The sequence below is a fragment of the Pseudonocardia bannensis genome, assembly GCF_012911875.1.
Taxonomy (GTDB): domain Bacteria; phylum Actinomycetota; class Actinomycetes; order Mycobacteriales; family Pseudonocardiaceae; genus Pseudonocardia; species Pseudonocardia bannensis.
In genome coordinates this window covers 1-26,778 of the sequence record NZ_JAAXKZ010000086.1, presented here as the reverse complement: position 1 = coordinate 26,778, position 26,778 = coordinate 1, and the positions used below count along the sequence as shown (strand labels likewise).

The 26,778-nt window shown below is 74.8% G+C and carries 24 protein-coding genes and 1 riboswitch; of the genes, 14 read left to right on the top strand and 10 right to left on the bottom strand.

From position 1 onward, the window contains the following. The 8 genes from HF519_RS20450 to HF519_RS20415 all read left to right on the top strand — a co-directional run. Window positions 1-1,388, top strand: a 1,388-nt coding sequence (locus tag HF519_RS20450; RefSeq protein ID WP_169414592.1) for an amino acid adenylation domain-containing protein, incomplete at its 5' end; no start/stop codon positions are given. Window positions 1,389-1,476: 88 nt separating this feature from the next. Next, window positions 1,477-2,229: an SDR family oxidoreductase gene (locus HF519_RS20445; protein WP_169414591.1), complete on the top strand. Its 753-nt coding sequence runs from the start codon at window positions 1,477-1,479 to the stop codon at window positions 2,227-2,229. A 152-nt stretch (window positions 2,230-2,381) separates the two neighbouring features. Beyond that, window positions 2,382-3,437, top strand: a complete 1,056-nt coding sequence (locus tag HF519_RS20440; RefSeq protein WP_169414590.1) for an Ldh family oxidoreductase — start codon at window positions 2,382-2,384, stop codon at window positions 3,435-3,437. A gap of 119 nt (window positions 3,438-3,556) precedes the next feature. After that, complete coding sequence (locus tag HF519_RS20435; RefSeq protein ID WP_169414589.1) at window positions 3,557-4,387, top strand: GAF and ANTAR domain-containing protein; 831 nt, start codon at window positions 3,557-3,559, stop codon at window positions 4,385-4,387. A 156-nt stretch (window positions 4,388-4,543) separates the two neighbouring features. After that, window positions 4,544-5,611 carry an ABC transporter substrate-binding protein gene (locus HF519_RS20430; protein WP_312860237.1) on the top strand — a complete coding sequence of 356 codons (1,068 nt, stop codon included), beginning with the start codon at window positions 4,544-4,546 and terminating at the stop codon, window positions 5,609-5,611. 3 nt (window positions 5,612-5,614) lie between these two features. Beyond that, window positions 5,615-6,382, top strand: a complete 768-nt coding sequence (locus HF519_RS20425; RefSeq protein ID WP_169414588.1) for an ABC transporter permease — start codon at window positions 5,615-5,617, stop codon at window positions 6,380-6,382. Beyond that, entirely contained in the window at window positions 6,375-7,226 is an 852-nt protein-coding gene (locus HF519_RS20420) for an ABC transporter ATP-binding protein (RefSeq protein WP_312860236.1), read from the top strand. Before HF519_RS20425 ends, HF519_RS20420 begins: the two co-directional genes overlap by 8 nt. A gap of 9 nt (window positions 7,227-7,235) precedes the next feature. Next, on the top strand, window positions 7,236-7,544 hold the full coding sequence (locus HF519_RS20415) for a hypothetical protein (protein WP_169414586.1): 309 nt from the start codon (window positions 7,236-7,238) through the stop codon (window positions 7,542-7,544). Here the strand turns inward: HF519_RS20415 and HF519_RS20410 are convergent. Beyond that, window positions 7,496-8,167 carry a haloacid dehalogenase type II gene (locus HF519_RS20410; RefSeq protein WP_169414585.1) on the bottom strand — a complete coding sequence of 224 codons (672 nt, stop codon included), beginning with the start codon at window positions 8,165-8,167 and terminating at the stop codon, window positions 7,496-7,498. The two genes, HF519_RS20415 and HF519_RS20410, sit on opposite strands and share 49 nt — an antisense overlap. Before the next feature lie 172 nt (window positions 8,168-8,339). On the opposite strand from HF519_RS20410, the gene cbiE reads away from it, so the two are divergent. The 3 genes from cbiE to HF519_RS20395 all read left to right on the top strand — a co-directional run bounded on the left by cbiE (window position 8,340) and on the right by HF519_RS20395 (window position 11,113). Then, window positions 8,340-9,539: a precorrin-6y C5,15-methyltransferase (decarboxylating) subunit CbiE gene (gene cbiE, locus HF519_RS20405; protein ID WP_312860235.1), complete on the top strand. Its 1,200-nt coding sequence runs from the start codon at window positions 8,340-8,342 to the stop codon at window positions 9,537-9,539. A 4-nt stretch (window positions 9,540-9,543) separates the two neighbouring features. Next, complete coding sequence (gene cobM, locus HF519_RS20400) at window positions 9,544-10,293, top strand: precorrin-4 C(11)-methyltransferase (RefSeq protein WP_169414583.1); 750 nt, start codon at window positions 9,544-9,546, stop codon at window positions 10,291-10,293. Between the two features lie 94 nt (window positions 10,294-10,387). Then, entirely contained in the window at window positions 10,388-11,113 is a 726-nt protein-coding gene (locus tag HF519_RS20395; protein WP_438826421.1) for a cobalt-precorrin-6A reductase, read from the top strand. Window positions 11,114-11,200: 87 nt separating this feature from the next. Here HF519_RS20395 and HF519_RS20390 read toward each other — a convergent pair whose 3' ends face one another. From HF519_RS20390 to cobG, 3 genes are read right to left on the bottom strand one after another with little or no spacing between them, the layout of a single operon-like run. Then, entirely contained in the window at window positions 11,201-12,706 is a 1,506-nt protein-coding gene (locus HF519_RS20390; protein WP_169414581.1) for a precorrin-2 C(20)-methyltransferase, read from the bottom strand. 5 nt (window positions 12,707-12,711) lie between these two features. Beyond that, window positions 12,712-13,335 (bottom strand): precorrin-8X methylmutase, encoded by a 624-nt coding sequence (locus tag HF519_RS20385; protein WP_169414580.1) that lies wholly within the window; start codon window positions 13,333-13,335, stop codon window positions 12,712-12,714. Continuing rightward, a complete protein-coding gene (cobG, locus tag HF519_RS20380) occupies window positions 13,332-14,600 on the bottom strand; it encodes a precorrin-3B synthase (RefSeq protein WP_169414579.1) in 1,269 nt (422 codons plus the stop codon). Before cobG ends, HF519_RS20385 begins: the two co-directional genes overlap by 4 nt. 161 nt (window positions 14,601-14,761) lie before the next feature. Continuing rightward, window positions 14,762-14,885, top strand: a riboswitch (cobalamin riboswitch). 98 nt (window positions 14,886-14,983) lie between these two features. On the opposite strand from cobG, the gene cobN reads away from it, so the two are divergent. Beyond that, the gene (cobN, locus tag HF519_RS20375) at window positions 14,984-18,649 is read left to right on the top strand and encodes a cobaltochelatase subunit CobN (protein WP_169414578.1); all 3,666 of its coding nucleotides are present in this window, start codon (window positions 14,984-14,986) and stop codon (window positions 18,647-18,649) included. Between the two features lie 7 nt (window positions 18,650-18,656). On the opposite strand, the gene HF519_RS20370 is transcribed toward cobN, so the two are convergent. Further along, on the bottom strand, window positions 18,657-19,301 hold the full coding sequence (locus HF519_RS20370) for a class F sortase (protein WP_169414577.1): 645 nt from the start codon (window positions 19,299-19,301) through the stop codon (window positions 18,657-18,659). A gap of 407 nt (window positions 19,302-19,708) precedes the next feature. Between HF519_RS20370 and HF519_RS20365 the strand changes: the two genes are divergently transcribed. Continuing rightward, the gene (locus HF519_RS20365) at window positions 19,709-20,275 is read left to right on the top strand and encodes a hypothetical protein (protein WP_169414576.1); all 567 of its coding nucleotides are present in this window, start codon (window positions 19,709-19,711) and stop codon (window positions 20,273-20,275) included. A gap of 171 nt (window positions 20,276-20,446) precedes the next feature. After that, on the top strand, window positions 20,447-21,835 hold the full coding sequence (locus HF519_RS20360; protein ID WP_169414575.1) for a CHASE3 domain-containing protein: 1,389 nt from the start codon (window positions 20,447-20,449) through the stop codon (window positions 21,833-21,835). A 36-nt stretch (window positions 21,836-21,871) separates the two neighbouring features. Here HF519_RS20360 and trxA read toward each other — a convergent pair whose 3' ends face one another. The 5 genes from trxA to HF519_RS20335 form a co-directional block, all read right to left on the bottom strand. Further along, a complete protein-coding gene (gene trxA, locus HF519_RS20355) occupies window positions 21,872-22,240 on the bottom strand; it encodes a thioredoxin (RefSeq protein WP_169414574.1) in 369 nt (122 codons plus the stop codon). A 158-nt stretch (window positions 22,241-22,398) separates the two neighbouring features. Further along, the gene (locus HF519_RS20350) at window positions 22,399-22,797 is read right to left on the bottom strand and encodes a ChaB family protein (RefSeq protein WP_169414593.1); all 399 of its coding nucleotides are present in this window, start codon (window positions 22,795-22,797) and stop codon (window positions 22,399-22,401) included. 104 nt (window positions 22,798-22,901) lie between these two features. Continuing rightward, a complete protein-coding gene (locus HF519_RS20345; protein WP_169414573.1) occupies window positions 22,902-24,323 on the bottom strand; it encodes a hypothetical protein in 1,422 nt (473 codons plus the stop codon). A gap of 451 nt (window positions 24,324-24,774) precedes the next feature. Next, window positions 24,775-25,458: an MEDS domain-containing protein gene (locus tag HF519_RS20340; RefSeq protein WP_169414572.1), complete on the bottom strand. Its 684-nt coding sequence runs from the start codon at window positions 25,456-25,458 to the stop codon at window positions 24,775-24,777. Window positions 25,459-25,554: 96 nt separating this feature from the next. Further along, on the bottom strand, window positions 25,555-26,634 hold the full coding sequence (locus HF519_RS20335; RefSeq protein WP_169414571.1) for a DUF6292 family protein: 1,080 nt from the start codon (window positions 26,632-26,634) through the stop codon (window positions 25,555-25,557). Window positions 26,635-26,778: the final 144 nt, after the last annotated feature.

The following is a 26,778-nucleotide window of genomic DNA, read 5'->3' as shown; positions in this document are numbered from 1 at the left end:
CGCCGGAGCGCACCGCACCGGCGACCGCTGCCCCCGCCGGGGGAGGGGGCAACGGCAGGGCCGTCCGGATCGCGGCCGCGGCGCCGGCCGCCGCCGCCGCGGCCGGACCGGCGTTGCTCGACCAGGTACGCGAGGCTGTGGTCGCGGCCCGCGAGCTCTACCACCGCACCGACCGGGGCCAGCTGCTGCGGACGCTCGCCGAACGGTTGGACGAGCCGCTGCGGATCGCCGTCGTGGGCGCGGCCGGGGCGGGCGCGTCGACGCTGGTGGCGGCGCTGTCCGGGTACGCGCCCGAACCGGGGGCGCCCACGACGCCGACCCTGATCGACCTGACGGGCCCGGGATCGGCGGACCGGCAGGAGGCGGAGCGGGCCCGGTCGCTGCTCGATCCGGGCGCCGCCGGCGGCCCGCTCGCGGAGGCGTTCGTGCTGCTGCTGCGCCACCGCCGCCCCGACGACGTCGACGTGCTGTCGGTGCTGCACGGGCCGGACGGCGGCCACCGGCCCGCGCACGCCCTCGGGGTGCTGGCCCGCGCCGACGAGGTGGGCGGTGGGCAGGCGGACGCGCTCGAGCAGGCGCAGCGAGCCGCCGCGGAGTGCGGCGCGGATCCGAGGGTGCGCCGGCTCTGCCAGACCGTGGCCCCGGTCGCCGGGCTGCTCGCCCTGGGCGGCGTGACCCTGGGGGAGGCCGATCACCGGTCGCTGTGCCGGCTGAGCGAGCGCGACGAGGCGGAGCTGGGCCGGCTGATGCTGTCGGCCGACGGCGTCGCCGCGGCCCTGCGCGGGACCGGGGACCCCGCCGCCCCCGGCCCCGAGCTGCTGGACCGGCTCGGCCTCTTCGGCGTCCGGCTCGCGATCGAGCTGATCCGCGGCGGCCGGGGCCCGACGTCCGCCGCCCTCGGCCGGGCGCTGGTGGACCGCAGCGGGCTACCGCAGCTGCGCGAGCTGATCGACACCCGCTTCGTTCGGCGGACCGAGGCGCTGAAAGCCCGGTCCGCGCTGCTCGCGCTCGACGCCCTCGTCCGGGCCGCACCGCAGGCCGACGAGGCGCGGCCGCTGCGCTACCTGCTCGAACGCATCCGTTCCGGGGCGCACGAGCTCACCGAGATCGATCTCGTCGACACGCTGCGCTCCGGCGCTCTCGATCTCGGTGGCGAGGAGCGGCGGGCGGCCGAGGAGCTGCTGGGGGCCTCCGGCGCCGAGCCGTGGGTGCGGCTCGGGCTGGCCGCCGGCGCCGGGCCGCGGGAGGTGGCCACGGCCGCGGCGGCGCACCTGGCCCGCTGGCAGCGGCGGGCGTCGCATCCGGGGTCGTCGAAGGACGTCCGGGACGCGGCGGGTGTTCTGGTGCGCACCTGCGAGCAGCTGCTGGCCGGCGCCGGCCCGGAATGAGCACCCCGGGCCCGGGCGGCGGCACGATTGCGGTTCCGGCTGCTCCCGGGCAGCATCCAGCGGGCCGATCATCGACAGAGGGGCGCGGATGGAACTCGGGATCACAGGCCGGCGGGCCGCGGTCGCGGCCGCCAGCAGCGGGCTGGGGTACGCGAGCGCGGCGGCGCTGGTGGCCGAGGGTGCACGGGTGACGATCTGCAGCTCGGACGCGGGGCGCGCCGAGGCGGCCGCGAAGCAACTGGGTGGCGGGACCGGCTGGGTCGTCGCCGACCTCACCGATCCCGACGGCGCCGCGCGTTTCGTCGAGGACGCCGCGGCGGCGATGGGCGGGGTCGACATCCTGGTCGTGAACGGTCCGGGGCCGGCGCCGGGGACGGTCGAGGAGACCCCGGCGTCGGCGTACCAGGCGGCGCTGGACCGCAGCCTGCTCGCCGTCGTCCGCATGTGCCTGGCCGCGACGCCGGACATGCGGGCCCGCGGCTGGGGCCGGATCGTCGCCATCACCTCGCTGGGCGTGCGCCAGCCGTATCCGAACCTCGCGCTGTCGAACACCGCCCGGGCCGGGGCGACCGGGTTCCTCCGCACCCTGGCGCGGGAGATCGCCGCCGACGGGGTGACGGTGAACTCGGTGCAGCCCGGCCTGCACGGGACCGAACGGGTCACCGGCGTGTACGGACACGGCGCGGCCCTCGAACGCCAGCTCGAGACGATCCCCGCCGGGCGACTGGGCGGCCCGGCCGACTTCGGCTCGATCGTGGCGTTCCTGTGCTCGGAGCAGGCCAACTACCTCACCGGCGCGTCGATCCCGGTGGACGGCGGGGCCTACCAGGCGCTCCTGTAGCCGCCCGGTCGCCCGGATGTTCCCCGACGACCACGACCACGACCGGCACCGGCCGCCTAGGCTGCCCGCGGCGAGTCCGCCCTCACCGGGGCCAGCGGTCGCCGATGGCGGCCCCGACCGGTGGCCCGCGTAGGACCAGAGAGGAGCCGGCCGTGGCCGAGCAGCACCGCGTCCCTGCCGACGAGCACCGCCGGCTGACCGTCGCGGTCCTGGAACGCCTCGGCACGCCACCGGTCGCCGCTCGCGCTCAGGCCGACATGCTGCTGGAGGGTGACCTGCGCGGGCACGCCTCGCACGGTCTGCGCCGGCTCGACGTGCTGGTCGGTCGCGTCCGCGCCGGGTTGATCGCGCCGGCCGCGGACCCGGTGCTGACCTGGCGGACGCCGTCGGTGCTGGTGGTCGAGGGCCGCCGCGGTTTCGGCCCGCCCACCGCGCACCGCGCCGTCGACGCGCTGCTGGACAGGGTGGTGGAGACCGGGGTGGCGGTCGCCGCGATCCGCGACGCCGGGCACCTCGGCATGCTCGCGCCCTACGTCGAGCGGATGGCCGAGCGCGGCGTGCTGGGGCTGGCCACGACGACGAGCGAGGCGCTCGTGCACCCGTGGGGCGCCGCACCGGCCATGCTCGGCACGAACCCGCTGGCCGCGGCGATACCGACCGGTGACAACGGCTCCGGGCCCATCGTGCTCGACATGGCCACCGGCCAGGTCTCCCGGGGCAAGGTGCTCGACCACGCGGCCCGCGGCGTCGCGCTGCCGGAGGGTGCGGTCGTCGACGCCGAGGGCCGGCCGACCACCGACGCCGCTGCCGCGCTGAACGGGGCGATCAGCCCGTTCGGGGGCCCGAAGGGTTACGCGTTGTCGCTGGTCCTCGAGGCCCTGGTCGCGACGCTCACCGGGACAGCTCTCGGCCGGGACGTGCGCGGCACGCTCGACACCACGGACCCGTGCACCAAGGGCGACGTCCTGATCGCGCTGGACCCGGTCGCGTTCGGCGCCGGGGATCGGGCCCCGCTGCAGGCCTTCCTCACCGAGCTGCGCGGACTGCCGCCGGCGCCGGGGCACGCCGGTGTCACGGTGCCGGGCGACCGGGCCCAAGCGACCCGGCGGCGCAACCTCGACGAAGGAGTGCCGGTGGACCCGGGGACGTGGCAGCGGGCCCGGGAGATCGCCGGCGAGGTCGGGATCCCCCCGGCGGCGGTCCCTTAGCACTGCGCTGTCCGGAGCAGTCGATGATCGTCCGTGTTGTACCGCGGACGCTCGGTGATTGACTTCCTCCCCACACGACGGCGCCGCGACCCTGCTCGGCGCCGGGAAGGACGGTCGCAGTGTTCTCGCCCGACTCCGCTCTCATCGGCCTTGCTCTCCAGGTCGGCCGCACCCCGGCGGCGAACCTGGACGTCGGCGCCATGCTGGCGGGGGTGTGCACCGCGCTGCCGGTCGCGCTCGGCGTGGCGGGCGCGGTGATCGTCGTCGTGGAGCCGCCGGATCCGATGTCGAACGGCGTGTTCGCCTCCGACGCCGTCGCCGGGCGGCTGGGGGAGATGCAGCACGGCTCCGGCCAGGGGCCGCTGCCGAGCGCGATCCGGTCCGGTCGGGTCATGGTCACCGCCGACCTCGCCCGCATGGGGCCGTCCGAGCTCGCTGCCGCCGCCGTCGACACCGGGCTGGTCAGCTCGGTCGCCGTCCCGCTGCTCATCGACGGCCGCCCCGCCGGCGGGATGCAGCTGCTCGGCACGGGCTACCAGCCGGTGTCCGGGAGCCATGCCGAGATGGTCCGGCCGCTGATCGACATGCTGGCCGCCCGGCTCCTGGACTCGCGGGCGTTCCGGCAGCTGTCGGGCGCGGCCGCCCGGTCGACCGCACAGCTGGAGGCGTCGACGCCGATCGAGCAGGCCACCGGCATGCTCGCCGAGCGCTACCGCACCGATGTCGAGGAGGCGGCCCGGTTCCTGCACAGCCAGGCGCGCAACGCCCGCGTCGCCGTGGCGGAGATGGCGGCGTCGGTGGTCGCGGGGACCGATCGGCCTGCCGCCCTTCCGGAACCGCGCCGCGACGGTCGGCCGCCGGCGCGGCCCGACGAGCGGGCGCCCGGGCGCGGGGACGAGCCGCCGTCGGCGCCGTCGCGGGCCCGGCACCGCCGCCTCGACACCGTGTGAGGACGTCGGCCACTCCCTCGATGGCCAACGGTTTCCCTCGCGCGTAAGGTCATCCTGACCCGCGGGAGCACTCACGTACCGAGGCTGAGAGGGCGGCAGGACCGGCCGTCGACCGTTCGTACCTGACCCGGTTAGCACCGGCGTAGGGAGGACCTCGTGGCTGAACACGACCTGACCACCGCACGTCGCCGTACTCCCCGGATCGCCGGCCTGCTCACGGCGCTGGTGTCCGTCCTGGCCCTCGTCCTGGCCGGCTGCGCGGGCGGCACGACCGGATCGGGCGGGTCCGGTGAGGCGACGACGATCAGGGTCGCGCTGGACTGGACCCCGAACACCAACCACACCGGCCTGTTCGTCGCCCAGCAGGAGGGCTGGTTCCGTGACGCCGGGCTGAACGTCGAGTTCCTGCCCTACAACAGCACGTCGCCGGACACGTTGGTCGGTTCCGGTGCGGCCGAGTTCGGGATCAGCTTCCAGGACTCCTTCACCTACTCCAAGGCGGCCGGCGCGGACATCACCTCGGTGATGGCGATCCTGCAGCACTGGGCCACCGAGATCGCGGTGCGCGCCGACCGGACCGACATCCGCACCCCCGCCGACCTCGACGGCAAGGTCTACGGGGGGTTCGGCGGGCCGGGCGAGGAGCCCAAGATGAAGACGGTGATCAAGGACGCGGGCGGCAAGGGTGAGTTCAGCACCGTCGTGCTCGGAACATCGGCCTACGAGGCGCTCTACGCCGGGCAGGTCGACTTCACCGAACCGTTCGTGGCCTGGGAGGGCATCGAGGCCGAGCTGCGCAACGAGCCGCTCAAGACCTTCTCCTACACCGACTACGGCTTCCCGGACGCCTACAACGTGCTGCTCATCGGCAACGGCGGCTGGCTGGCCGGGCACCAGGACCAGGCCCGGGCGTTCGTCCAGGCCGTGCAGCGCGGCTACCAGCTCGCCGCCGACGACCCGGCCCGGGCCGGGAAGCTGCTGATGGACGCCAACCCCGGCGCGTTCAGCGAGCCGGAGCTGGTCAGCCGCAGCCAGCAGATGCTCAGCGCGAAGTACCTGCGCGACGGCGCCGGCACCGTCGGCACCCAGACGCTGGCCACCTGGTCGGGCTTCTCCGGCTTCCTCTACGACTCGGGCACGGTGGTCGACGCCGCCGGCGCGCCGGTCACCACGAAGCCGGACTTCTCGACCTGGTTCACCAACGACTACCTGACCCGTCCGTAACGGATGCGCAGAGCTCTGGCCCTTGCGGCGCCGCCGCTGCTCGTGGTGGCGCTGCTGCTCGGCGGCTGGCAGTGGTTCGTGACCGTGAACGACGTGCGCCCGCAGGTGCTGCCGTCGCCGCTGCGGGTCGTCGAGCAGGGCTGGGAGTTCCGCGACGTCATCTGGGCCAACACGGTGCCGACGCTGCAGGTCACCGCCGTCGGCTTCGCCGTCTCGCTCGTGCTCGGCTGGGCGCTCGCGATCCTGGTCGACTTCTCGCCGTGGCTGCGCCGCGCGCTGGTGCCGCTGCTGGTCGCCTCGCAGACGCTGCCGATCATCGCGATCGCCCCCCTGCTGATCATCTGGTTCGGGTTCGGCCTGCTGCCCAAGGTCGTCGTGATTGCGCTGGTGACGTTCTTCCCCATCGCGATCGGGCTGATCGAGGGCTTCGCGTCGACGGACCGGGAGGCGTCGAACCTGTTGCGCAGCATGGGGGGAGGACGCTGGAAGGAGTTCCGCTACGTCCGGCTCCCGGGCGCGATGCCCTATTTCTTCACCGCACTGCGGATCGGGATCACCTACGCCGTCACCGGAGCGATCTTCGCCGAGTACGTCGGGGCCCGGGCCGGGCTGGGGATCTTCATGAACCTGCAGAAGAACTCGTTCCGCACCGACCTGGTGCTCGCCGCGGTCGTGGTCACCGCGACGATCAGCGTCGTCCTGTTCGGGCTGACCTACCTGGTGCAGCGCCTCGTCATCCCCTGGCATGCCAAGGAGCGCCGGCGTGCGTGAGGTCCGGGTGGAGGGTCTGGCCAAGACCTACGGGACGCTGCCGGTGCTCGCCGACGTGTCGCTGCGCGCGGCGCCCGGGGACTTCATCTCGATCATCGGTCCCAGCGGGTGCGGCAAGAGCACGCTGTTCAACATCCTCGCGGGGCTCGCCGCACCCGATGCCGGGCAGGTGCTCGTCGACGGGGCACCGGCGGAAGGCCGCACCTTCGGCTACATGCCGCAGAAGGACCTGCTCTTCCCGTGGCGCACCATCCTGGACAACGCCGCGCTCGGCCTGGAGGTCGCCGGGATGCGCCGGCGCGCGGCGCGGGACAGGGCACGTCCGCTGTTCGAGCCGTTCGGGCTGGCGGGGTTCGAGCGCGCCCACCCGTTCGAGCTGTCCGGCGGGATGCGCCAGCGAGCCGCGCTGCTGCGCACCGTCGTACAGGATCGCGAGGTGCTGCTGCTCGACGAGCCGTTCGGCGCGCTGGACTCGCTCACCCGGACCGGGATGCAGGAGTGGCTGGAGGGCGTCCGGGCCCGGTTCGGGTGGACGGTCCTGCTGATCACCCACGACATCCGGGAGGCGGTGTTCCTCTCCGACCGGGTGGTCGTGCTCGGCCCGCGACCGGCCCGGGTGCGCCGGGTGGTCGAGATCGCGCTGCCGCGGCCCCGGACGGTCGAGATGGTGACGTGCCCCGGGTTCGCTGCAGCGGAGGCGGAACTGCTCGCCGCCCTGAGGGAACCGGCTGTGGAACCGGGACTGCGGGAACCGGACCCGCGGGAACCGGCACAACAGGAACCGGAGCTGCGGGAACCGGACGGGGAGGTACACGCCGGGCCGGACCGGTCGGGCCGGCCGTAACCTGGCGGCGTGCAGAGCTCCGTACGGATCTCCCGGGGCGCCCGCAAGCACGGGATCGCCGAGGGCGACATCCGGGCCGTGCTGGCCGCGCCGCTGCGCACCGTCCGCCAGGGCGGTCGGACCCTGCTGATCGGGCTCGCACCGAACCGCGACCTGCTGGAGATCGTGGTGGACAACGCAGCCGACGCCGGCCCCGACGGTGTGGTCGTGCACGCGATGCGCCTGCGCCCCAAGCACTACGAGCACCTGCGCCCACCGAGCGGATCCGATCAGTCGGTCAGCGCCGCCGCCAGCTCCGGCAGCCCGGACACGGTGTAGGTCGGCGGCGGCAGGTATCCGGGGTAGGTCGCGCCGGACCGGTTGATCCACGCGGTGCGCATCCGGGCGTGGGCCGCGCCGTTCAGGTCCCACGGATGCACCGCGACCATGACCATGTCCGCGGGATCGGTGCCGCACGTCGTCGCGGCGTGTCCGTACACCCGTTCCGACGGCTTCCAGACCCCGACGTCCTCGACCGAGAGCACGTGCTCGAAGTCCTCGCGCAGGCCCGCGTCCCCGAGCAGTCGCTCCGCGACGGCCGCGGCGCCGTTGCTCAACGTCACCAGCCGCAGGCCGGCCGCGCGCAGCGCGGCCACGCCGCCGGGGACGTCGGGGTGCACGGGCAGCCCGAGGAACCCCTCCATCACGTGGTCGACCGCCGCGTCGGCGTCCCGGTCGATGTCCACGCCGGCCAGCAGCGACCGTCCAACCTCCCGTCCGAGGGTGGCGAAGGTCGCGAACTCGCCGAGCGCCGCGAGCGCGATGCCCTCCCGCAGCACCGAGGCGAACCACAGCGGCGCCAGATGGGCGGGGGCGCCCACATCGGTGAACCGGTCGGCCAGGGGTGTGAGGTCGGACAGCGTCTCGTTGACGTCGAACACGATCACGGAGGGGCGGCTCATGGCGTGATCGTCGCAGGTCCGCAGCCGATGTGCGGGATGCGACCGGAGCCGCCCGGTGATCGGTTCAGTGGGGCTGCTCACCGCGGCCGCCCAGCGGCTCCGGGGCGGTTAGCGTGCACCCGGACAGTGCAGCCGGGAGACGGGGTGGCGAGTGGGCGAGGGTGGGACACCGGTGACGGTGGTCGGTATCGGCGCCGACGGCTGGGCGGGGCTGTCCGGCGCCGCGCGGGAGGCGATCACCGCCGCCGAGGTGCTCCTGGGCAGCGGCCGCCAGCTCGACCTCGTCGCCGGGCACGCCCGCGGCGAACGCATCACCTGGCCCTCGCCGATGCTGCCCGCGCTCCCGGGCCTGTTCGAACGCCTGGCCGGTCGTGTCGTCTGCGCGCTGGCCAGCGGCGACCCGATGTTCTTCGGTCTCGGCGCGACGCTGGCCCGGGTGCTGGGGCCGGAGCGGCTGCGGGTGGTGGCGCACCCGTCGTCGGTCTCGCTGGCGTGCGCGCGGCTGGGCTGGCCGGCCGACGACGTGGAGGTGGTCAGCGTGGTGGGCCGCCCGCTCGCGCGGCTGCGCCGCGTCCTCGCCCCGGGCCGGCGGGTGCTGGTGCTGAGCGCGGGTGCCGACTCACCGAAGCAGCTCGCGTCCCTGCTCACCGCCGACGGGTACGGCGCGAGCACGCTGACCGTCCTCGAACAGCTCGGCGGTCCTGCGGAGCGGCGCCTCGACGGAACCGCCGCGGACTGGCCGTACCCGCCCGGCGATCCGCTCAACGTCGTGGCGATCCTCTGCGTGGCCGATGCGGGAGCGCGTCCACTCGGCACGGTCCCCGGCCTGCCCGACGACGCCTTCGGCCATGACGGTCAGCTGACCAAGCGCGAGGTCCGTGCGGTGACGCTGGCCCACCTGGCGCCGCGGCCGGGGCAGCTGCTCTGGGACGTCGGCGCGGGCGCGGGCAGCGTCGCGATCGAGTGGATGCGGGCGCACCCGTCCTGCCGGGCCGTTGCGATCGAGTCGAACCCGGAGCGGGCCGCCCGGATCGGGTTCAACGCCGATGCGCTGGGCGTGCCGGACCTGCAGGTCGTCACGGGCCGGGCGCCGGCCGCGCTGGCCGGGCTGCCGGCCCCGGACACGATCTTCATCGGCGGCGGGGTGACCCGCGACGGCGTGCTCGACACGTGCTGGGACGCGCTGCCCGGCGGCGGACGGCTCGTGGCGAACGCGGTGACGCTGGAGGCCGAGGCAGCGCTGGCGGCGGGGTACGCCCGGCTGGGCGGCTCGCTGGTGCGGGTGGCGGTGCAGCGGGCCTCGCCGGTCGGCGGGTTCACGGGATGGCGGCCGGCGATGCCGGTGACGATCTGGGTGGTGGAGAAGGAATGACATCATGACCGTTCATTTCATCGGGGCCGGGCCGGGGGCGCCGGACCTGCTGACGATCCGCGGGCGGGACCTCATCGCCGCGTCCCCGGTGTGTCTCTACGCCGGCAGCCTGGTGCCGCCGCAGATGCTCGACTACTGCCCCCCGGACGCCCGGAAGATCGACACGGCGCTGATGACGCTCGCCGAGATCGTCGAGGAGATGGTGCGGGCGCACTCGCACGGTCTCGACGTCGCGCGGCTCGCTTCGGGTGACCCGTCGGTGTTCAGCGCGATGGCCGAGCAGATGCGCCGGCTCGACGCGGCCGGTGTGCCCTACGACGTGTGCCCTGGCGTGCCCGCCTACGCGGCCGCTGCCGCCGCGCTGCGCCGTGAGCTGACCGTGCCGACGGTCGCGCAGACGGTGACCCTCACCCGCATCGCCGCCCGGGCCACGCCGATGCCGGAGGGCGAGAGCCTGGCCGCGCTCGGCACCAGTGGCGGGACCCTCGTGCTGCACCTGGCCGTGCACCGGATCGACGAGCTCGTCAAGGAGCTCGTGCCGAACTACGGGCCCGACTGCCCGGCGGCCGTGGTGGCGCACGCCAGCCGGGAGCACGAGATCGTGCTGCGCGGCCGGCTCGACGACATCGCCGACGCGGTGCACGAGGCCGGTGTCCAGCGCACCGCGGTGGTCATCGTCGGCCCGGCGCTGGCCGCCGGGCAGTTCCCGGACAGCCATCTGTACTCCGACACCCGGTGCCGCAGCCGGTCCTGATCCACGATCGGCGGCCCTCGTCGTCGCCGGGTGGGCCCGGCCGACGACAATGACGGCTCCTGACGGTGGAGAGAGGTGGGTGTCGGTGCGGCGGGTGCTGGTCCTCGGCGGGACCGGGGAGGGGCGACGGCTGGCCACCGCGCTCGCGGGTCGTCCCGGACTACGTGTCACCTCGTCGTTGGCCGGCCGGGTGCGGACGCCGGCCCTGCCGCCGGGGGAGGTGCGGATCGGCGGGTTCGGCGGTGCCGACGGGCTCGCGGAGTGGTTGCGCGACAAGCAGATCGATGCGGTCATCGACGCCACGCACCCGTTCGCGGCCCGGATGACGGCGAACGCGGCGGCGGCGACGGCACGGCTCGGCGTCCCACTGCTGATCCTGCGCCGTCCGGGATGGACGGCGGGCCCCGGTGACGACTGGCGGTGGGTCGGTTCGCCGGCCGAGGCGGCAGAGCTGCTGCCCTCGATCGGGCAGCGGGTCTTCCTCACCACCGGTCGTCAGGACCTGGCGGCGTTCGCCGGGCTCGACCTGTGGTTCCTGGTCCGCGCGGTCGACGCCCCGGAACCCCCTGCGCCGCAACGCATGCAGGTCCTGCTCGACCGCGGCCCGTTCACCGTCGACGACGAGCGCGCCCTGCTGCACGAGCACCGGATCGACGTCCTGGTGACCAAGGACAGCGGTGGCGACATGACCGCCGCCAAGCTGGCTGCCGCCCGCGAGCTGGGCATCCCGGTGGTCATCCAGTCCCGGCCGCCGCTGCCCTCCGGGGTGGCCACGGTGTCAACCGTCGGCGAGGCCGCCCAGTGGGCGTCCACCCCCTGACACCCCGCGAGTCGGCAGTTCTGGGAGGGTGAGTCGGCACTCTCGGGTGGAGGTCGACTCACCCTCCCGAATGTGCCGACTCGCGGGTCAGGACGGGTGGGCGTAGTGGCGCGGGGTGAACACGGTCGTGCGTCCGCCGCGCTGCACCACCCGCGTCGTCGACGATCCGATGATCAGCAGCGTCCGCATGTCGACGTCCTCGGGGTCCAGGTCGGCGAGCCGCACGACGCGCACCCGCTCGCCCGTACCGCCGACGTCGCGGCCGAGCACCACCGGGGTGTCCGGGGAGCGGTGCTCCAGCAGCACGTCCCGCGCGGCACCCACCTGCCAGGGCCGGGCCTTGGAGCGCGGGTTGTAGATCGCGATCGCGAGGTCGGCGCGGGCGGCTGCGACCAGCCGTTCGGCGACGACCTTCCACGGCTTGAGCCGGTCGGACAGCGAGATCATCGCGTAGTCGTGGCCCAGCGGCGCCCCGACCGACGCGGCGACGGCCTGTGCCGCGGTCAGCCCGGGCAGTACCCGCACCGGGACGTCGAGGTACTTGGGCTCGCTCGCGACCTCCAGCACCGCGGTGGCCATCGCGAACACCCCCGGGTCACCCGCCGAGACGACGACGACGGACCTGCCCGCCGCCGCCAGGTCGAGCGCGTGCGCGGCCCGCTCGGCCTCCACCCGGTTGTCGCTGGGGTGCCGGCGCTGGCGCGGGTTGGGCGGCACCCGGTCCAGGTACGGGCCGTAGCCGACGAGGTCGTCGGCGGCGGCGAGCGCGGCTGCGACCTGCGGGGTCAGCCAGTCCCGGCCGGCGGGTCCGGTGCCCACGACGACCACCTCGCCGGTGCCCGCGGTCGGCGCGGGGGAGCGCTCGGGAATGGCGGCCGCGACCTGGCCGGGCAGCAGCGCGATGGAGAAGTACGGCACCGAGTCGGGGTCGACGTCGGCGAGCGCACCGGTGCGCTGCCCGTCCATGGTGGCCCGCTCGACGTAGAAGGCCTCGTCGATGCGCCCGGCGTCGGCGAACGCGCCGCGCACACCGGCGAAGGTGCGGCCGAGCTTCATCACGGCGGCGGAGTCGGTGGCCGCCAGCCGCTCGGCGAGGACCTCGCGGGGCAGGGTACCGGGCAGCACGGTGAGGATCTCGTCGCGCTCCACCAGCGGCTTGCCCAGGGCCGCGGACGCCGCGCTGATCGAGGTCACGCCGGGCACGACCTCGGTCGGGTAGCGGTGCGCGAGCCGCTTGTGCATGTGCATGTAGGAGCCGTAGAAGAGCGGGTCGCCCTCGGCGAGCAGCACGACGTCGCGGCCGGCGTCGAGGTGCGCGGCGAGGCGCTCGGCGGCCTCGGCGTAGAACTCGTCGATGGCGCCCTGGTAGCCGCCGGGGTGGTAGGTCGTCTCGGTGGTGACCGGGTAGACCAGCGCCTCCTCGATCTGGTCGCCGCGCAGGTGCGGCTCGGCGATCCGCCGGGCGATGCTGCGGCCGTGCCGCGCCGAGTGGTAGGCGATCACGTCGGCGGCGCCGATCAGCCGAGCGGCCTTGATCGTGGTCAGCTCGGGGTCGCCGGGACCGAGGCCGACGCCGTACAGGGTTCCCGTCACGTCCTTCACTCCTGCTCGCTGGCCAGCGCGTTGACCGCGGCGGCGGTGATCGCGCTGCCGCCGCGGCGGCCGTGCACGACGAGGTGTTCGAGGTCGGTCCGCTCCGACAGCGCCTGCTTGGATTCCGCGGCGCCGATGAACCCGACGGGTACGCCCAGGATCGCGGCGGGCCGCGGCGCTCCGGCGTCGATCATGTCGAGGAGGTGGAACAGCGCCGTCGGAGCGTTGCCGATGGCGACGACGGCGCCGTCGAGGTGCTCGCGCCACAGCTCCAGAGCCGCCGCCGAGCGGGTGTTGCCCAGCTCCGCGGCCAGGTCCGGCACCCGCGGGTCGCGCAGCGTACAGATCACCGCGTTGTCCCGGGGGAGCCGGGCGCGGGTGATGCCGGAGGCGACCATCATCGCGTCGCACAGGATCGGCGCCCCGGCCCGCAACGCGTCGCGGGCCGCGGTGACGACGCCGGGGGAGAACCCGATGTCGCCGACGAGGTCGACCTGCCCGCAGGCGTGGATCATCCGCACGGCGACGTAGGCGACCTCCGGCGGCAGCCCGGACAGGTCGGCCTCCGCCCGGATGGTCGCGAAGGACTGCCGGTAGATCTCCGCGCCGTCGCGGATGTAGGTGGTCACGTGGTTCCTCTCAGTGCTGCGGCCAGGCGGCCGACCGGTACCCAGGTGCCGTCGACGCGGTACCCGTCCGCCTCGGCGACGACGTCGGTGTGCGGGCCGTTCGGCGCCCCGCACCGGCGGGCACACCCGACGACGTGCGCGCGCCCCCGGACCGGCAGACCCGCCTCCAGCGCGGCGCGGGTGTCGGCGCGCACGTCGGCGAGGGCCTTGGCGCAGCCGGGCCGCCCCGCGCAGGCGCTGACGCCGAGCGCGGCCGCGCCGGGGTTGACGACCAGGCCCGCCTCGCGCAACCGGTGCAGTGCGTCGGGGGTGGGGTCCGGCAGGTCGGGCAGCAGGATCGTGCGCCACGGAGTGACGACGGCGGCCGGGGCGAGGTCGGCGAGCAGCCGCACCTGGGCCGCGGTGAGCTCCCCGAGCACCGGGGCGACGCCGACGGCGCGGCCGCCGTCGTCCTGCGTGACGGGCCCGATCGGGAGGTGCGGCCCGACGGCGGCCGGGCCCGGGCCTGCGGCCGACGCCGACGGGGCGGCCGGGCCCGCAGGGGGCCGGTCGTCCCGTAGCCGGTCGTCCGTGTCCGTGTCCGTGTCCGTGTGCGGACCGCGGAGGGCGGCGGCGATCCGGGCGGGCGCGTCATCCAGTTCGTGCACCCGCCACGCCGGCACGCCGTCGGCCTCCCGCAGGGCGAGGAACGCCTCCGCCGCGCGCAGCAGCGCGTCCACTGCCTCGCCCGCCGGCACCCGCAGGCCGGTGTCGTACCCGGCGACGAGCAGCGTTCCGACGCCCCTGTCGAGGGCCCGCCAGCACAGGTCGGGTCCCTCGGCGGCGACGTCGCCGCGGCCGTCGTCGAGGGCGAACAGGAACCGTCCGGGGAGCCCTGCCAGCGCCGGGCGGGCGCACAGATCCCGATCCAGAGCCCGCGTGAGACCCCGCACATCGGCCAGCCCACCGCGGTACCCGCTCAGCGGGGAGGCGAGGATGTTGCGCACGCGTTCGTGGCTCGGGGCGGGCAGCAACCCGGTTGCGCCCAGCCGCTCGGCGAGCGCCGGGTCGTCCCGGTCCAGGCCCCTGAGCTGCAGGTTCCCCCGAGAGGTCAGGTGCACGGCGCCGTCTCCCAGATCGCGCGCGCAAGCCGCCAGCACCCGCAGCTGCGCAGCCGTCACCACCCCGCCGGGCAACCGGATGCGGGCCAGCGCCCCGTCGGCCGCGTCGTGGGGGGCGAAGACCCCGGGGCACGCGTCGGCACGGGCACGGACGGGGGTGGGCACCGGCTCACTGTAAAGGCCGCGCCGCCGCGCGGGACCCGCCCGCGCAGGGGGTGGTGGGTGTCACGGCGACGAGCCGATGATCACTCCGGCGGCGCCGGGCTTGACGGGCCCCCCGCGCGTTGCGGACAGTGGTCGCCACAAGTACACACGGCGAGCGGGTGCAGGAAGCCGGTGCGAATCCGGCGCGGTCCCGCCACTGTCACCGGGGAGCGGACCCCGTCGGCGGCCACGGGCGCGTGCGCCTGGAAGGCCGGGGCGAGCACCGATCCGGGAGCCAGGACACTGCCTCGCCCGCCCGACCCACGAACCCGGGACGAGGATTCCCGAGGAAGGTCTTCCATGCGCTCCGCTGTGCGTCGGGTCCCCCGCCGGGGGTCGTCCCGGTGATCCTGCTGCTGTCCACCTCGGACACCGATCTGCTCTCCGCCCGCGCGTCGGGCGCGGACTACCGGCTGGGCAACCCCGCCCGCACCCCGCTCGACGACCTCCCCGGGCTGCTCGACGACGCCGACGTGGTGGTCGTGCGCATCCTCGGTGGCCGCCGGTACTGGGAGGACGGCCTCGACGCGCTGCTCGCGTCCGGCAAGCCCGTCGTCGCGCTCGGCGGCGAGCAGGCTCCGGACGCCGAGATGATGGAGCTCTCCACGGTTCCGGCCGGCGTCGCCGCCGAGGCGCACACCTACCTCGCGCAGGGCGGGCCTGCCAACCTCGCGCAGCTGCACGCGTTCCTGTCCGACACGGTGCTGCTCACCGGGCACGGGTTCGCGCCGCCGGTCGAGCTGCCCAGCTGGGGGATCCTCGACCGCGCCGCGCGCCCGGACGCCGGGGGCCCCACCGTCGCCGTCCTCTACTACCGCGCCCAGCAGCTCGCCGGGAACACCGCGTACGTCGAGGCGCTCTGCTCGGCGATCGAGGATGCCGGCGCCCGCCCGCTGCCGGTGTACTGCGCGTCGCTGCGCCAGGCCGAGCCCGCCCTGCTGGAACTGCTGCGGCAGGCCGACGCGATGGTCGTCACCGTGCTCGCGGCGGGCGGCACCAAGCCCGCGTCGGCGGGCGCGGGGGGCGACGACGAGGCCTGGGACGTCGCCGAGCTCGCCGCGCTCGACGTCCCGATCCTGCAGGGCCTGTGCCTGACCAGCAGCCGCGCCTCCTGGGAGGCCAACGACGACGGTCTCACCCCGCTCGACGTCGCCACCCAGGTCGCGGTCCCCGAGTTCGACGGCCGGCTCATCACCGTGCCGTTCTCGTTCAAGGAGATCGACGCCGACGGGCTGTCGGTGTACGTCCCCGATCCCGAGCGGGCCGCCCGGGTCGCCGGGATCGCCGTCCGGCACGCCCGGCTGCGGCACATCCCGCCCGCTGACCGGCGGATCGTGCTGATGCTGTCCGCATATCCGACCAAGCACGCCCGGATCGGCAACGCCGTCGGCCTGGACACCCCGGCCAGCACCGTTCGCCTGCTGCGGGCGATGCACGAGGCCGGGTACGACATCGGCGGGGACGAGCTGCCCGGTGTCGCCGCGCAGGACGGCGACGCGCTCATCCACGCGCTCATCGCGGCCGGCGGGCAGGACCCCGAGTGGCTCACCGAGGAGCAACTCGCGGGCAACCCGGTCCGGATCTCCGCGGCGCGGTACCGGTCGTGGTTCGAGCGGCTGCCCGCCGAGCTGCGCGAGGGCGTGGAGGAGCACTGGGGGGCGGCCCCCGGCGAGCTGTACGTGGACCGGACGGCCGACCCGGAGGGCGAGGTCGTCATCGCCGCGCTGCGCGCCGGGAACGTCGTGCTCATGGTGCAGCCCCCACGGGGGTTCGGCGAGAACCCCGTGGCGATCTACCACGACCCCGACCTGCCGCCGTCGCACCACTACCTGGCCGCCTACCGGTGGCTGGCCGCGCCGGAGCAGGAGGGCGGGTTCGGCGCCGACGCCGTGGTGCACATCGGCAAGCACGGCAACCTGGAGTGGCTGCCCGGCAAGACGCTGGGCATGTCCGCGAACTGCGGTACCGACGCCGCGCTCGGCGACCTGCCGCTGATCTACCCGTTCCTGGTCAACGACCCGGGCGAGGGCACCCAGGCCAAGCGCCGGGCGCACGCGACCCTGGTCGACCACCTCATCCCGCCGATGGCCCGCGCGGAGAGCTACGGCGACATCTCCCGCCTGGAGCAGCTCCTCGACGAGCACTCGAACATCTCGACGCTCGACCCGGCGAAGCTGCCCGCGATCCGCCAGCAGATCTGGACGCTGATGCAGGCCGCGAAGCTCGACCACGACCTGGGGCTCACCGAACGCCCCCACGAGGCCGAGTTCGACGACTTCCTGCTGCACGTCGACGGCTGGCTGTGCGAGATCAAGGACGTGCAGATCCGCGACGGCCTGCACGTGCTGGGCGCCGCTCCCGCCGGGCAGGCACGGGTCGACCTGGTGCTGGCGATGCTGCGCGCACGGCAGATGTGGGGTGGCGAGCAGAGCGTGCCCGGGCTGCGGGAGGCACTCGGGCTGGTCGAGGACGGGTCGGAGGCCAAGGCCCGGGTCGACGAGGTGGAGGCGCTCGCGCACGCGCTCGTCGCCGACATGGACGCCGCCGGATGGGATCCGGACGCGGCGCCGGGGATCGTCGCGGCGCGGCTCGATGCGCACGGACACGCCGACTCGGACGCGGGAATATCGCGACTCGCGCACGGGGATACCGCGACTCGCGGGGAGGTGGTGGAGCGGATCCTGCGGTTCGCCGCCACGGAGGTCGTGCCGCGGCTGGAACAGACCTCGGGCGAGATCGACCGGGTCCTGCACGCACTGAACGGCGGGTTCGTCCCGGCCGGGCCGTCCGGCTCGCCCCTGCGTGGGCTGATCAACGTGCTGCCCACCGGCCGGAACTTCTACTCGGTCGACCCCAAGGCCGTCCCGTCGCGGCTGGCGTGGGAGACCGGCCAGGCGATGGCCGAGTCGCTGGTCGGGCGCTACCGGCGCGACCACGGCGACTGGCCCCGCTCCGTGGGCCTGTCGGTGTGGGGCACCTCGGCGATGCGGACCTCGGGCGACGACGTCGCCGAGGTGTTCGCGCTGCTCGGCGTCCGGCCGGTGTGGGACGAGATGTCCCGGCGTGTCGTGCGGCTCGAGGTGATCGGGCTCGAGGAACTGGGCCGCCCGCGCATCGACGTCACGGTCCGGATCTCGGGCTTCTTCCGCGACGCGTTCCCGCACGTCCTGGCGCTGCTCGACGACGCGGTGCGGATGGTCGCCGAGCTCGACGAGCCGGCCGAGCAGAACTTCGTCCGCGCGCACGTGGCCGGCGACCTGGACCGGCACGGGGACGTCCGCCGCGCGACCACCCGGATCTTCGGCTCCAAGCCCGGCACCTACGGTGCGGGCCTGCTGCAGCTCGTCGACTCCCGGAACTGGCGCGACGACGCCGACCTCGCCGAGGTCTACACGACCTGGGGCGGCTACGCCTACGGTCGCGGGCTGGACGGCACGCCCGCGCGCGAGGACATGGAGAGCGCGTACCGGCGGATCACCGTCGCGGCGAAGAACACCGACACCCGCGAACACGACATCGCCGACTCCGACGACTACTACCAGTACCACGGTGGCATGGTCGCGACCGTCCGCGCGCTGACCGGGAAGGCGCCCGAGGCCTACATCGGCGACTCGACCCGTCCCGAGTCCGTGCGCACCCGCACGCTCGCCGAGGAGACCGCCCGGGTGTTCCGCGCCCGCGTGGTCAACCCGCGGTGGATCGAGGCGATGCGCCGCCACGGGTACAAGGGCGCGTTCGAGATGGCCGCGACGGTCGACTACCTGTTCGGCTACGACGCGACGACGGGCGTGGTCGCCGACTGGATGTACGAGCGGCTGACCGCGGAGTACGTCCTCGACCCGGACAACCGCAAGTTCCTCGGCGAGTCGAACCCGTGGGCGCTGCACGGGATGGCCGAGCGGCTGCTCGAAGCCGTGGACCGCGGCATGTGGGAGGCACCGGAGCCGGCCACCCTCGACGCGCTGCGCCAGGCGTACCTGGAGACCGAGGGGGACCTCGAGGGGGAGTAGCGGGCCCTCACGCCGGGACGTCCACGCCCGCCGGGGGATCCGGGACCGCGTACGCGACGATGTTGTCCGCGTACCGGCGGGCGTGCCGGTCGAACGCACCCCCGCAGGTGATCAGCACCAGCCGCGGGGGACCGGTGCTCGCGAACACCTCGGCGGGCAGCGCGTCCTTGGGGTAGCTGCGCACGGTCTGGACGACGTAGCGGACGGCGCCGGCATCGGTCAGGACGGTGGCCTCGGCGCCGGGGCGCAGCACGCGGAGCCGGGAGAGCGCGCCGGGACCGCCGGCCCGCGTGTCGACGTGGCCGTCGATCACCACCGTGCCGCGCCCGGACCCCGGTGCCGCGCCGTCCGGCCACCAGCCCACCACCGCGGGGTCGTCCGGTACGCCGAGAAGGCCGTCGGCGCCGACTCCCACGGGTGCCACGGGGGCGTCGACACCGAGTCCGGGCAACCGCAGCCGCATCGGGACGGCCGGTGTGGGCGCACCGGCCCCCGCCCAGGAGGCCGGGTGGTCGGTCGGACGGATCGCCACCACGTCGACGGGGACGGGTCCGGGACCGGCCGGTGGTGATCCGACCGGTATGTGGGTCAGGACCATCGCCATCGAGCTCACGCCGAGCGCCAGCGCCAGCGTGGCCGCGGACGCGACCAAGGCCGTACGAGTCGGGATGCCCGTCCCGCGGACGGGAACTCTCGCAGGACGGACGGTGTGCATTCGCACGGCTCCCGCGCTCGGTGGGCCGGCGGCGGGCCTCGCACCCCATGTCCCGGACCGACGCTCGGGGAGGAGGTGGTGGCCCGTGCCATCGATGCACCGGTCGTTCCCTGAATCCGCTCGCGGAAACGTCCGCGGTCCGGAGCCGCGATCCCGGCCGTCCCCGTGCCCGCTCGGTCGTGGTCGCCGTGGCACGGGGTAGGCACCGCACCCGGCCGCGGAACCGGGTCGATGCCTGGTGGCCGTGGCGGACCAGACGTGGCCCGGCATCGCCCGGCCGCGCCGGACCTCCGCCGGGGAGGCCGGGTCCGGCGCCGCGGGGGCACGCCGCGTCCACGCCGTTCGTGGCGAGCGGTCCGCTGTGGCTCGCGCTGCTCACCGTCCTGGCGCTGGTCATCACCCTGCTGCTGGTCCTCGCCCGCTCGCACACCTCCCTGACCGACCGGACGGCCGCGGTCGGGCCGGGCACCGGTGCCACCACCGGTGCCGTCGGCAGCGCGCCCACCGGTACCGAAGGTGCCGGCTCGGGGACCGGGGACGGCGGTCCCGCCCCGGGCGGCGGCTCTGTTCCCGGGGCCACCGGGGACCGCGCCCCCGGCGGCGGACAGGGCCACGGTGACCGGCGCGGCCCGGCCGGGGACCCGGCGTTCCCGGCGCCGGCCACCCCGCCGGCCACCCCGACACCGGCCACCCCGACACCGGCCACCCCGCCACCGGCCGCCCCGGCGCCGGGGCCCCCGCGAGGGGTGAACGCCGGGTCCGGCGGTGACACGGCCACCGACCCGGTAGGCGGTCCGAGTCCGGTCCTGGTGCTCGGCGCCTCCGCCGTCGTCGTGGTGACCCTGATCGCCGTGCTCCGGATCCGCCGGGGACCGGCGGGCGGGCCGGACACCCGGCCGCCCGGGACGTGACCGATCTCGTGCTGCGGGCGCCGGCGGCGGGCTGCCGCGGTCGACCGGGCAGGACCGTTCGGCCTCCGGATCGCTGGGCAGGTCGCGGTATTGGCCGGTCCCCGGGGACGGGCCATGCTCGAAGGTGTGGGCGTCTCGGACCGGTCCCGTCCGCCGACGCTCCGTCGGCGAGTGCTGACGATCGTGCTGAGCCTGTTGTTCCTGATCCTCGTCACGTCCGGAATCGGGCTGGTGGCTCAGCAGGAGGTCGTCGGGGCCAACGAGCAGCTCGTCCGGCGCTCGTTGCCGGGACTGGTGGCCCTGGAACGGATGAAGGGCGGGTTCCTGGACCAGGAGACCGCGATCCGGGGCTTCGTGATGACCGGTCAGCGGGCGTTCCTGGACCCGTACCAGGCGGACCGGGCCGCGATCATCGACCAGCAACAGGCACTACGGACGGCACTGGCCGGTGATCCGGCGGCGCTGAGCCGGCTCGACGCCGTCGACGCCGCGTACGTGAGGTGGTCGACCACCGTGGCCGAGCCGTCGATCCTCGCGAGGAGCGGCGCCGCGTCGGGTCCCCTGGAGCTGGTGATCTCCACCGAGGTCGGCATGCGACTGTTCGACGAGCTTCGGACGCGCACCGACGAGCTGCACGCGACGATCGAGGCCTCCGTGGCCGTGGCGTCGGCCGAGTCGGCGGTTCTCCGCACCAGGATGGCGTGGCTCCTGGCCGGCTCGATCGGCCTCGGCCTGGCGCTGGCTGCGGCGACCCTGGTCGGGCTCCGACGGTGGGTGACCCGTCCGCTGGACGAGCTGGTGGCGGGGGTCTCGGCCGCCGCCGCGGGGGACCTCGGACGGCCGGTCCAGGTGAGGGGGCCCGCGGAGTTCGTCGCGGTCGCCGCCGCGGTGGACGGGATGCGCTCCGAGCTCAGCGCTCAACGCTCAGAGGCGGTGGCCACCGCGCGGCGCGAGACGAGATCAGGGGAGTCGGAGCGGATCGCCCTGCAGCTGCAGGACGGGGTGATCAACCAGCTGTTCCGGGTCGGGACCTCGCTGCTGTCGATGACCAACCGCAACCCGCAGCTGGCCGAGCCGCTCGAGACGTCGGTGCACCAGCTCGACGGCGCGATCGGCGCGATCCGGGCGGTCGTGTTCGGCCTGCAACCCGGCGGGCCCGCCCCTCCGTACCCGGACCTGCGCGACCGGGTGGCTGAGATCGTCGGGGCGGCCGAGGCGGCCCTGGGATCGACGGTGGTGGTGCGGTTCGGTGGCCCGCTCGACGACGTGGTGGCGCCCGCGGCCGCCGATGAGATGGCGGTGGCGCTGCGGGACACGTTGCGGAGATTGGCCGGCGGCGACCCCGGGACGACGGTCGAGGTCGAGCTGATCGTGGCCGCCGGCGCCGCACGGCTGCGCGTGATCTGTCCCGACCCGGGACCCGCCCCGACCCGGGAGGCCTGGCCACTGCTCGACCGGGCCGAACGGTTCGGCGGCAGCAGCACGCTCAAGACGGCCACGGACGGCCGCGCGGTGCTCGAATGGATCCTGCCCCGGGCCAGCGGCCCCGCCGACGCCTGACGGGCGCCGGAGGTTCACCCCCGACGCCCGGGGCGCTCACGACTGTTGCTGCTGCTCCTCGATCGCGGCGCGCACCTGCTCCATGTCCACCTCGCGCACCTTGCTGATGAGGTCCTCGAGCGCCTTCTCCGGCAGTGCGCCCGCCTCGGCGTAGAGGACCACGCCGTCGCGCACGGCCATCAGGGTGGGGATCGATGAGATGCCGAAGGCCTGGGCCAGTTCCGTCTGCGCCTCCGTGTCGATCTTGCCGAACGTGATGTCCTCGTGCCGATCCGAAGCGCCCTCGAAGACCGGGGCGAAGTTGCGGCACGGGCCGCACCAGGACGCCCAGAAGTCGACCATGACGGTCCCGGGCGCGCTCACGATCTCCTTGAAGTTCTCGGTCGTCAGCTCGATGGTCGCCATCTCGTTCCTCTCGTCGACGATCCTCACCGTTCTGCGCAACGGCTCCGGTCTCCCCGGTGTTCCCCCGGCGGTCCCGGGCACGCGCAGGCTCAGGACACCGGAACCGTGAGGACTCCCAGGACGGCGAGCCCCACGGCGCCGGTCGGCGCGTGCCGGGGTCAGCGCCTGCGCGCCCGTGCGGTCTCCCGGTCGTCGGTCCTGCGGAGCGCGTCGACCAGTTCGTCCTTGGTCATCGACGACCGGCCCTTCACGTCGAGCCTGCGGGCCAGGTCCATCAGGTGCTCCTTGCCGGCGTTCGCGTCCACACCGCCCGCCGTCGGCCGATCGGTGTCGGCCCCGCCTTCGGCCTGGGCGTCGGACGGACCGGGCTCGTCCTTCGGCTCCCAGTGGTCGCCCACCTTCTCGTGGGTGTGCTTGAGCGCCGAATAGGCGGTGCGATGGGCGCGCTCGCCCTCCCCGTAGGTCTCGACGGCCGAGTCGTGGGCCTTGATCCAGGTGCGTTGCGCCTTCTCGTCCGAGCGCTCCAGGGTGCTGGGCAGTTCCTCGCGTGCCGGCATGTCCTCGGCGTACCCGGCCACCTGACGTGGCAACCCGCTTCATGGTCCCGTCAGGCGGCCCGTGATGGAGGTGGGCCCCGAGGACGGTAGCCGGCACGGTCCGATCAGATGGTCGGACCGACCGTCGAGTCCGTGGACAGCAGGCCGCCGACGTCGAGCAGCGATGGAGCCGCGCCGTCCGTACCACCGCTGCTGTTGCCGGGATGCGGGTCCTTCGTGGTGCCGGAGGCCGGTTGCCGGTCAGGGACGCCGCCCGCGGTCGGGCCGGTGGTCGCGGCTGCGGAACCGGTGCCGGTGGCCGGGCCGGTGGGCTCGCTCGCCGGGCCGGTGGCAGGCCGGTCACCGTCCGCCGGCGCTGTGCTCCCGGCGGTCGGGCTGGGGCCCGGGGTCTCGGGCCCGTCCGGTTGCCCGGCCGGCGCCTGCTGCTGCGACGACGGGTTCGACGGGTTCGACGGAGAGGCCGGGGAGGACGGGTTCGACGGGGAGGACGGGTTCGACGGGGACGGCGGGTTCGACGGGTTCGACGGGGACGATGTGGTGTCCGGCTCCGGCGAACCGCCGGGGTCGGACCCGGTGCCGGGCGGCGGTTCGCCGGTCGGCTCGTCCGACGCGGGTGTCCCGTCGGTCGGGGCCGGGCCGGACGGGGTCTGCGGCGGCTGCGCGGACCCGCCGGCCGGGGTCTGCGACGGTGGAGCCGATGCACCGGCCGACGGGGCCGGGGCGGCCGCGCCCGTCGTGGCGGTCCCGCCCGGCGGCGTCGCCGTGCCCGGCGGGCTCCCGGGCGCCGCGACGGCGGCGTCTGCGCCTGGCGGGGGGCTCGGCTGTGTCGGGCCGGCCGGACCGGCCGACGCAGCGTCCGGCGTGCGGCCCGGTTCCGTCGACCCGGTGGTGGCCAACTCCGCGGCGAGCACGTCGCGCTGCCGGGTGAGCTCGTCCTGACCCTCGGTGCTACGCACCGCCGCCAGTCGCGCCTCGACGTCGGCCATCTCCCGCGCCGCGTCGCCGATGCGGCCCTCACGCAGGGCGGTACGTGCCTTCACCAGCCCGGCCCGCACCTCGCCTGCGGCCTCGACGGACTTCGCCCGCTCCGAGTAGAAGACCCTCGCGATCCCCCACAGGGTGTCCCCGGGCCGGGCTTCCTGCGCCCCGACCGCCAGCCCGGACAGGGCGAGCACCGCCAGCACGGCGGCGGCCGCCATCCGTCGTCCGTAGCCCGCCGCTCGTGCCCACCGCGCCGGGGCGGGCGCGGGGCGGACCATGACGACCGGCTCCGGGACCAGCCGCGGCGTCGGCGTCGGCGTCGCGGTGCGGGCGTCGGCGACCCAGGCCGTCAGCATCGCGACGAGCTGCTCGTCCGGATCGGAGCCGTCGACCGGCTCGACCAGGGGCTGCGTCCGGCCGGCCGCCAGTGCGTCGAGCCACGCGTCGTCGGCCCGCAGTGCGACGAGGTCGATCGGGTCGTCGGCAGCCCCGTCGTCGGGCCGGCGGCCGTCGCCGTCGTCATCGCCCCGCCACAACTCCCGCACCCGGATCTCCTGACTCGCACCCTGTGGCAGATACGTCGTTCCGGACCAATGGTTCATTAGCACGGGGCGACGACGAAGACACGGAGAGCGAGTCGACAGAGGCTCCCCAGCTCAACCACCGGTCGGCGCAGGTACAGGGCCGGTCGCACCGGCGCAGCGGGCGCGTTGTCCGCGCGGTGCCGCGGCAGGGGACGGGCCGGGGCCCGCCGTGCGGGGCCGCCGTGGCGCCGGCCGGTGGGAGGCTCCCCAGCTCAACCACCGGCCGGCGCAGGGACAGGGCCGGTCGCACCGGCGCAGCGGGCGCGTTGTCCGCGCGGTGCCGCGGCAGGGGGCGGGCCGGGGCCCGCCGTGCGGGGCCGCCGTGGCGCCGGCCGGTGGGAGGCTCCCCAGCTCAACCACCGGCCGGCGCAGGTACAGGGCCGGTCGCGCCGGCGCACGGCGGGCTCGTAGGTCAGGTGGGCGGTACGACGTCGTCGGTGACCGGATCGCGGTGATCGGCCGTCGGGTCCGGCCGGCCGTTGCGGTTCGACCGGTCGGTGGGACCGATCGTGGTCGCCGTGGCCGCGGCGTCGCCCGGGTCGGCCGCGGGATCGACGTGGTACGGGTTCTCCACGACGACCCCCCTCAGCCACACCGCGTACTGGCTCTTGATCACGGGCAGCAGCGTGGTGACACCGAACTCCCGCAGGTCGTAGACGGACAGGCAGACATGAGGCTGCGAGGTCATCCACGTCGTGAACCGCGCCTCGTAGCGGACCAGGGTCTCGACGAACGAGGGCTCGATCCAGGCGTGCGCCCAGCTCATGTCGACGGCGATCCGGGCCGGCCCGTCCACATCATCGCCTGCAGCGGAGCGGAACCAGTCGCCGTAGAACTGGAGGACCGCGTCCCCGTCGAACCTGCCGGCCTTCAGGAACACGGACGCGGGATCGACGACGTGGAGCAGGTCCCGTCGGTCGGCCGGGTCGACGTCGTCCAGCAGGGCGAGGACGTCGGGCCGGCCCGCGGGGTCGGCGAGGTACAGGCACGGCCGGCCGGCGCGCAGGCCGTCGAACAGGTAGGAGCCGAGTAACCGGTCACGTTCCTGGGACCCTTCGACGAAGGCGCAGACATGGTCACGGGGGTGCAGCGTCAAACCTGGGATGTGGGCCGAGGGGAACATCAGAGGTAAGGGGTTCGGGTGTCCCGGTGCGGGCATTGCAGTCTCGTCGGTTACGGATCGGGCATCGACTCAGCGGGGCGGGTAACCCACTCGCTGGAGGTAGGCGGGTTCGGGTTGCGCGGTGGCCGCGTCCAGCGACGCGATGAGGGCCTCCAGGTCCTCGTCGGGCGTGCGGAACTGGGCGGGACGGGGGTCCCCGACGTCGGCGCCGCGCAGGAGCGCGTGGGTGAACGCCGAGACGAGGTGCGGCGAGGGGGCGAGCCCGTCGGACAGGAACCGCCACGGCGTCCGCGGCCCGTCGCGGTGCGGGCGCAGGGCGACCTCCCAGCCGGTGATCTCGTCCCAGCGGAGTTCGACCACCTCGTCCGTCTCACCGCCACGCACGAGCTTGCGGCCGAGGCCGAGCCGGCCACCGAAGACACCCTCGGATGCAGTGATGGTCTCGACCCCGCTGACCGCCACCGACCTGTGGTTCAGGGCGTCCGCGACGGCCTCGAGGTAGCGCAGCACCGCGATGTGGACCCGGTTCGACAGCAGCGGAGCGGACTCCGTGACGGCGGGCGGCTGAGGGCGGGTGAGCCCGTTCAGGCGTGGGGCGGCGCTGCGCGGTGGCCAGGTGTCCGGGCAGGCCAGGGCGAGCTCGAGGTCGGGGTAGAGATCCAGGGTGTCCGCCAGACCGAGCATCGTGAGCGCCCGGCCGACCGGCCGGCCGTGGCACACCACGCGCAACCACGTGCAGGTGCGGCCGGCGACAGCGGAGACCCGCATCATGCAGCGCAGCCCGCTGCCCCCGAAGAACACGACGTCACGCAGGTCCACCACCAGGATCTGTGTGGCCGCGGACAGGTGCTCCTCCACGGCGAGCTCGAGCCGGGGAGCGGTGTGGGAGTCGAGGGTGCCGGCCACCCGCAGGACCACGACGGGCGCGTCGGGCCGGTGCACGGTCAGATCGAACCAGCGGTTCGTGCCTGCGGGCCGTGGGACGGCTTCGACGTCCACGTCGTCCGGGCGCCGCGCGGCGGGGGCGCTGAGCGCCAGGGCGGGAAAGCAGCGGGTCAGGCCGGGCATGTGCCGGGCGAGGGCCAGGGTGCGGTGCCGGGCCCGGGGGTGGGCGTGAAAGAACGGGGAGCGATCGTGCAGGATCGTCAAGATGGACTCTCTCGTCGGAGGTCGGAACCGGCTGCGGATGCGGTAACGGCGAGTCTGCGAGCCGGGGGTGGCTGCGACACTGGCCTGGCAGGACAAGCCGGACCCCCCTCGTGGCCCTGCCGGGGCAACCTCACCCGCCCCCGG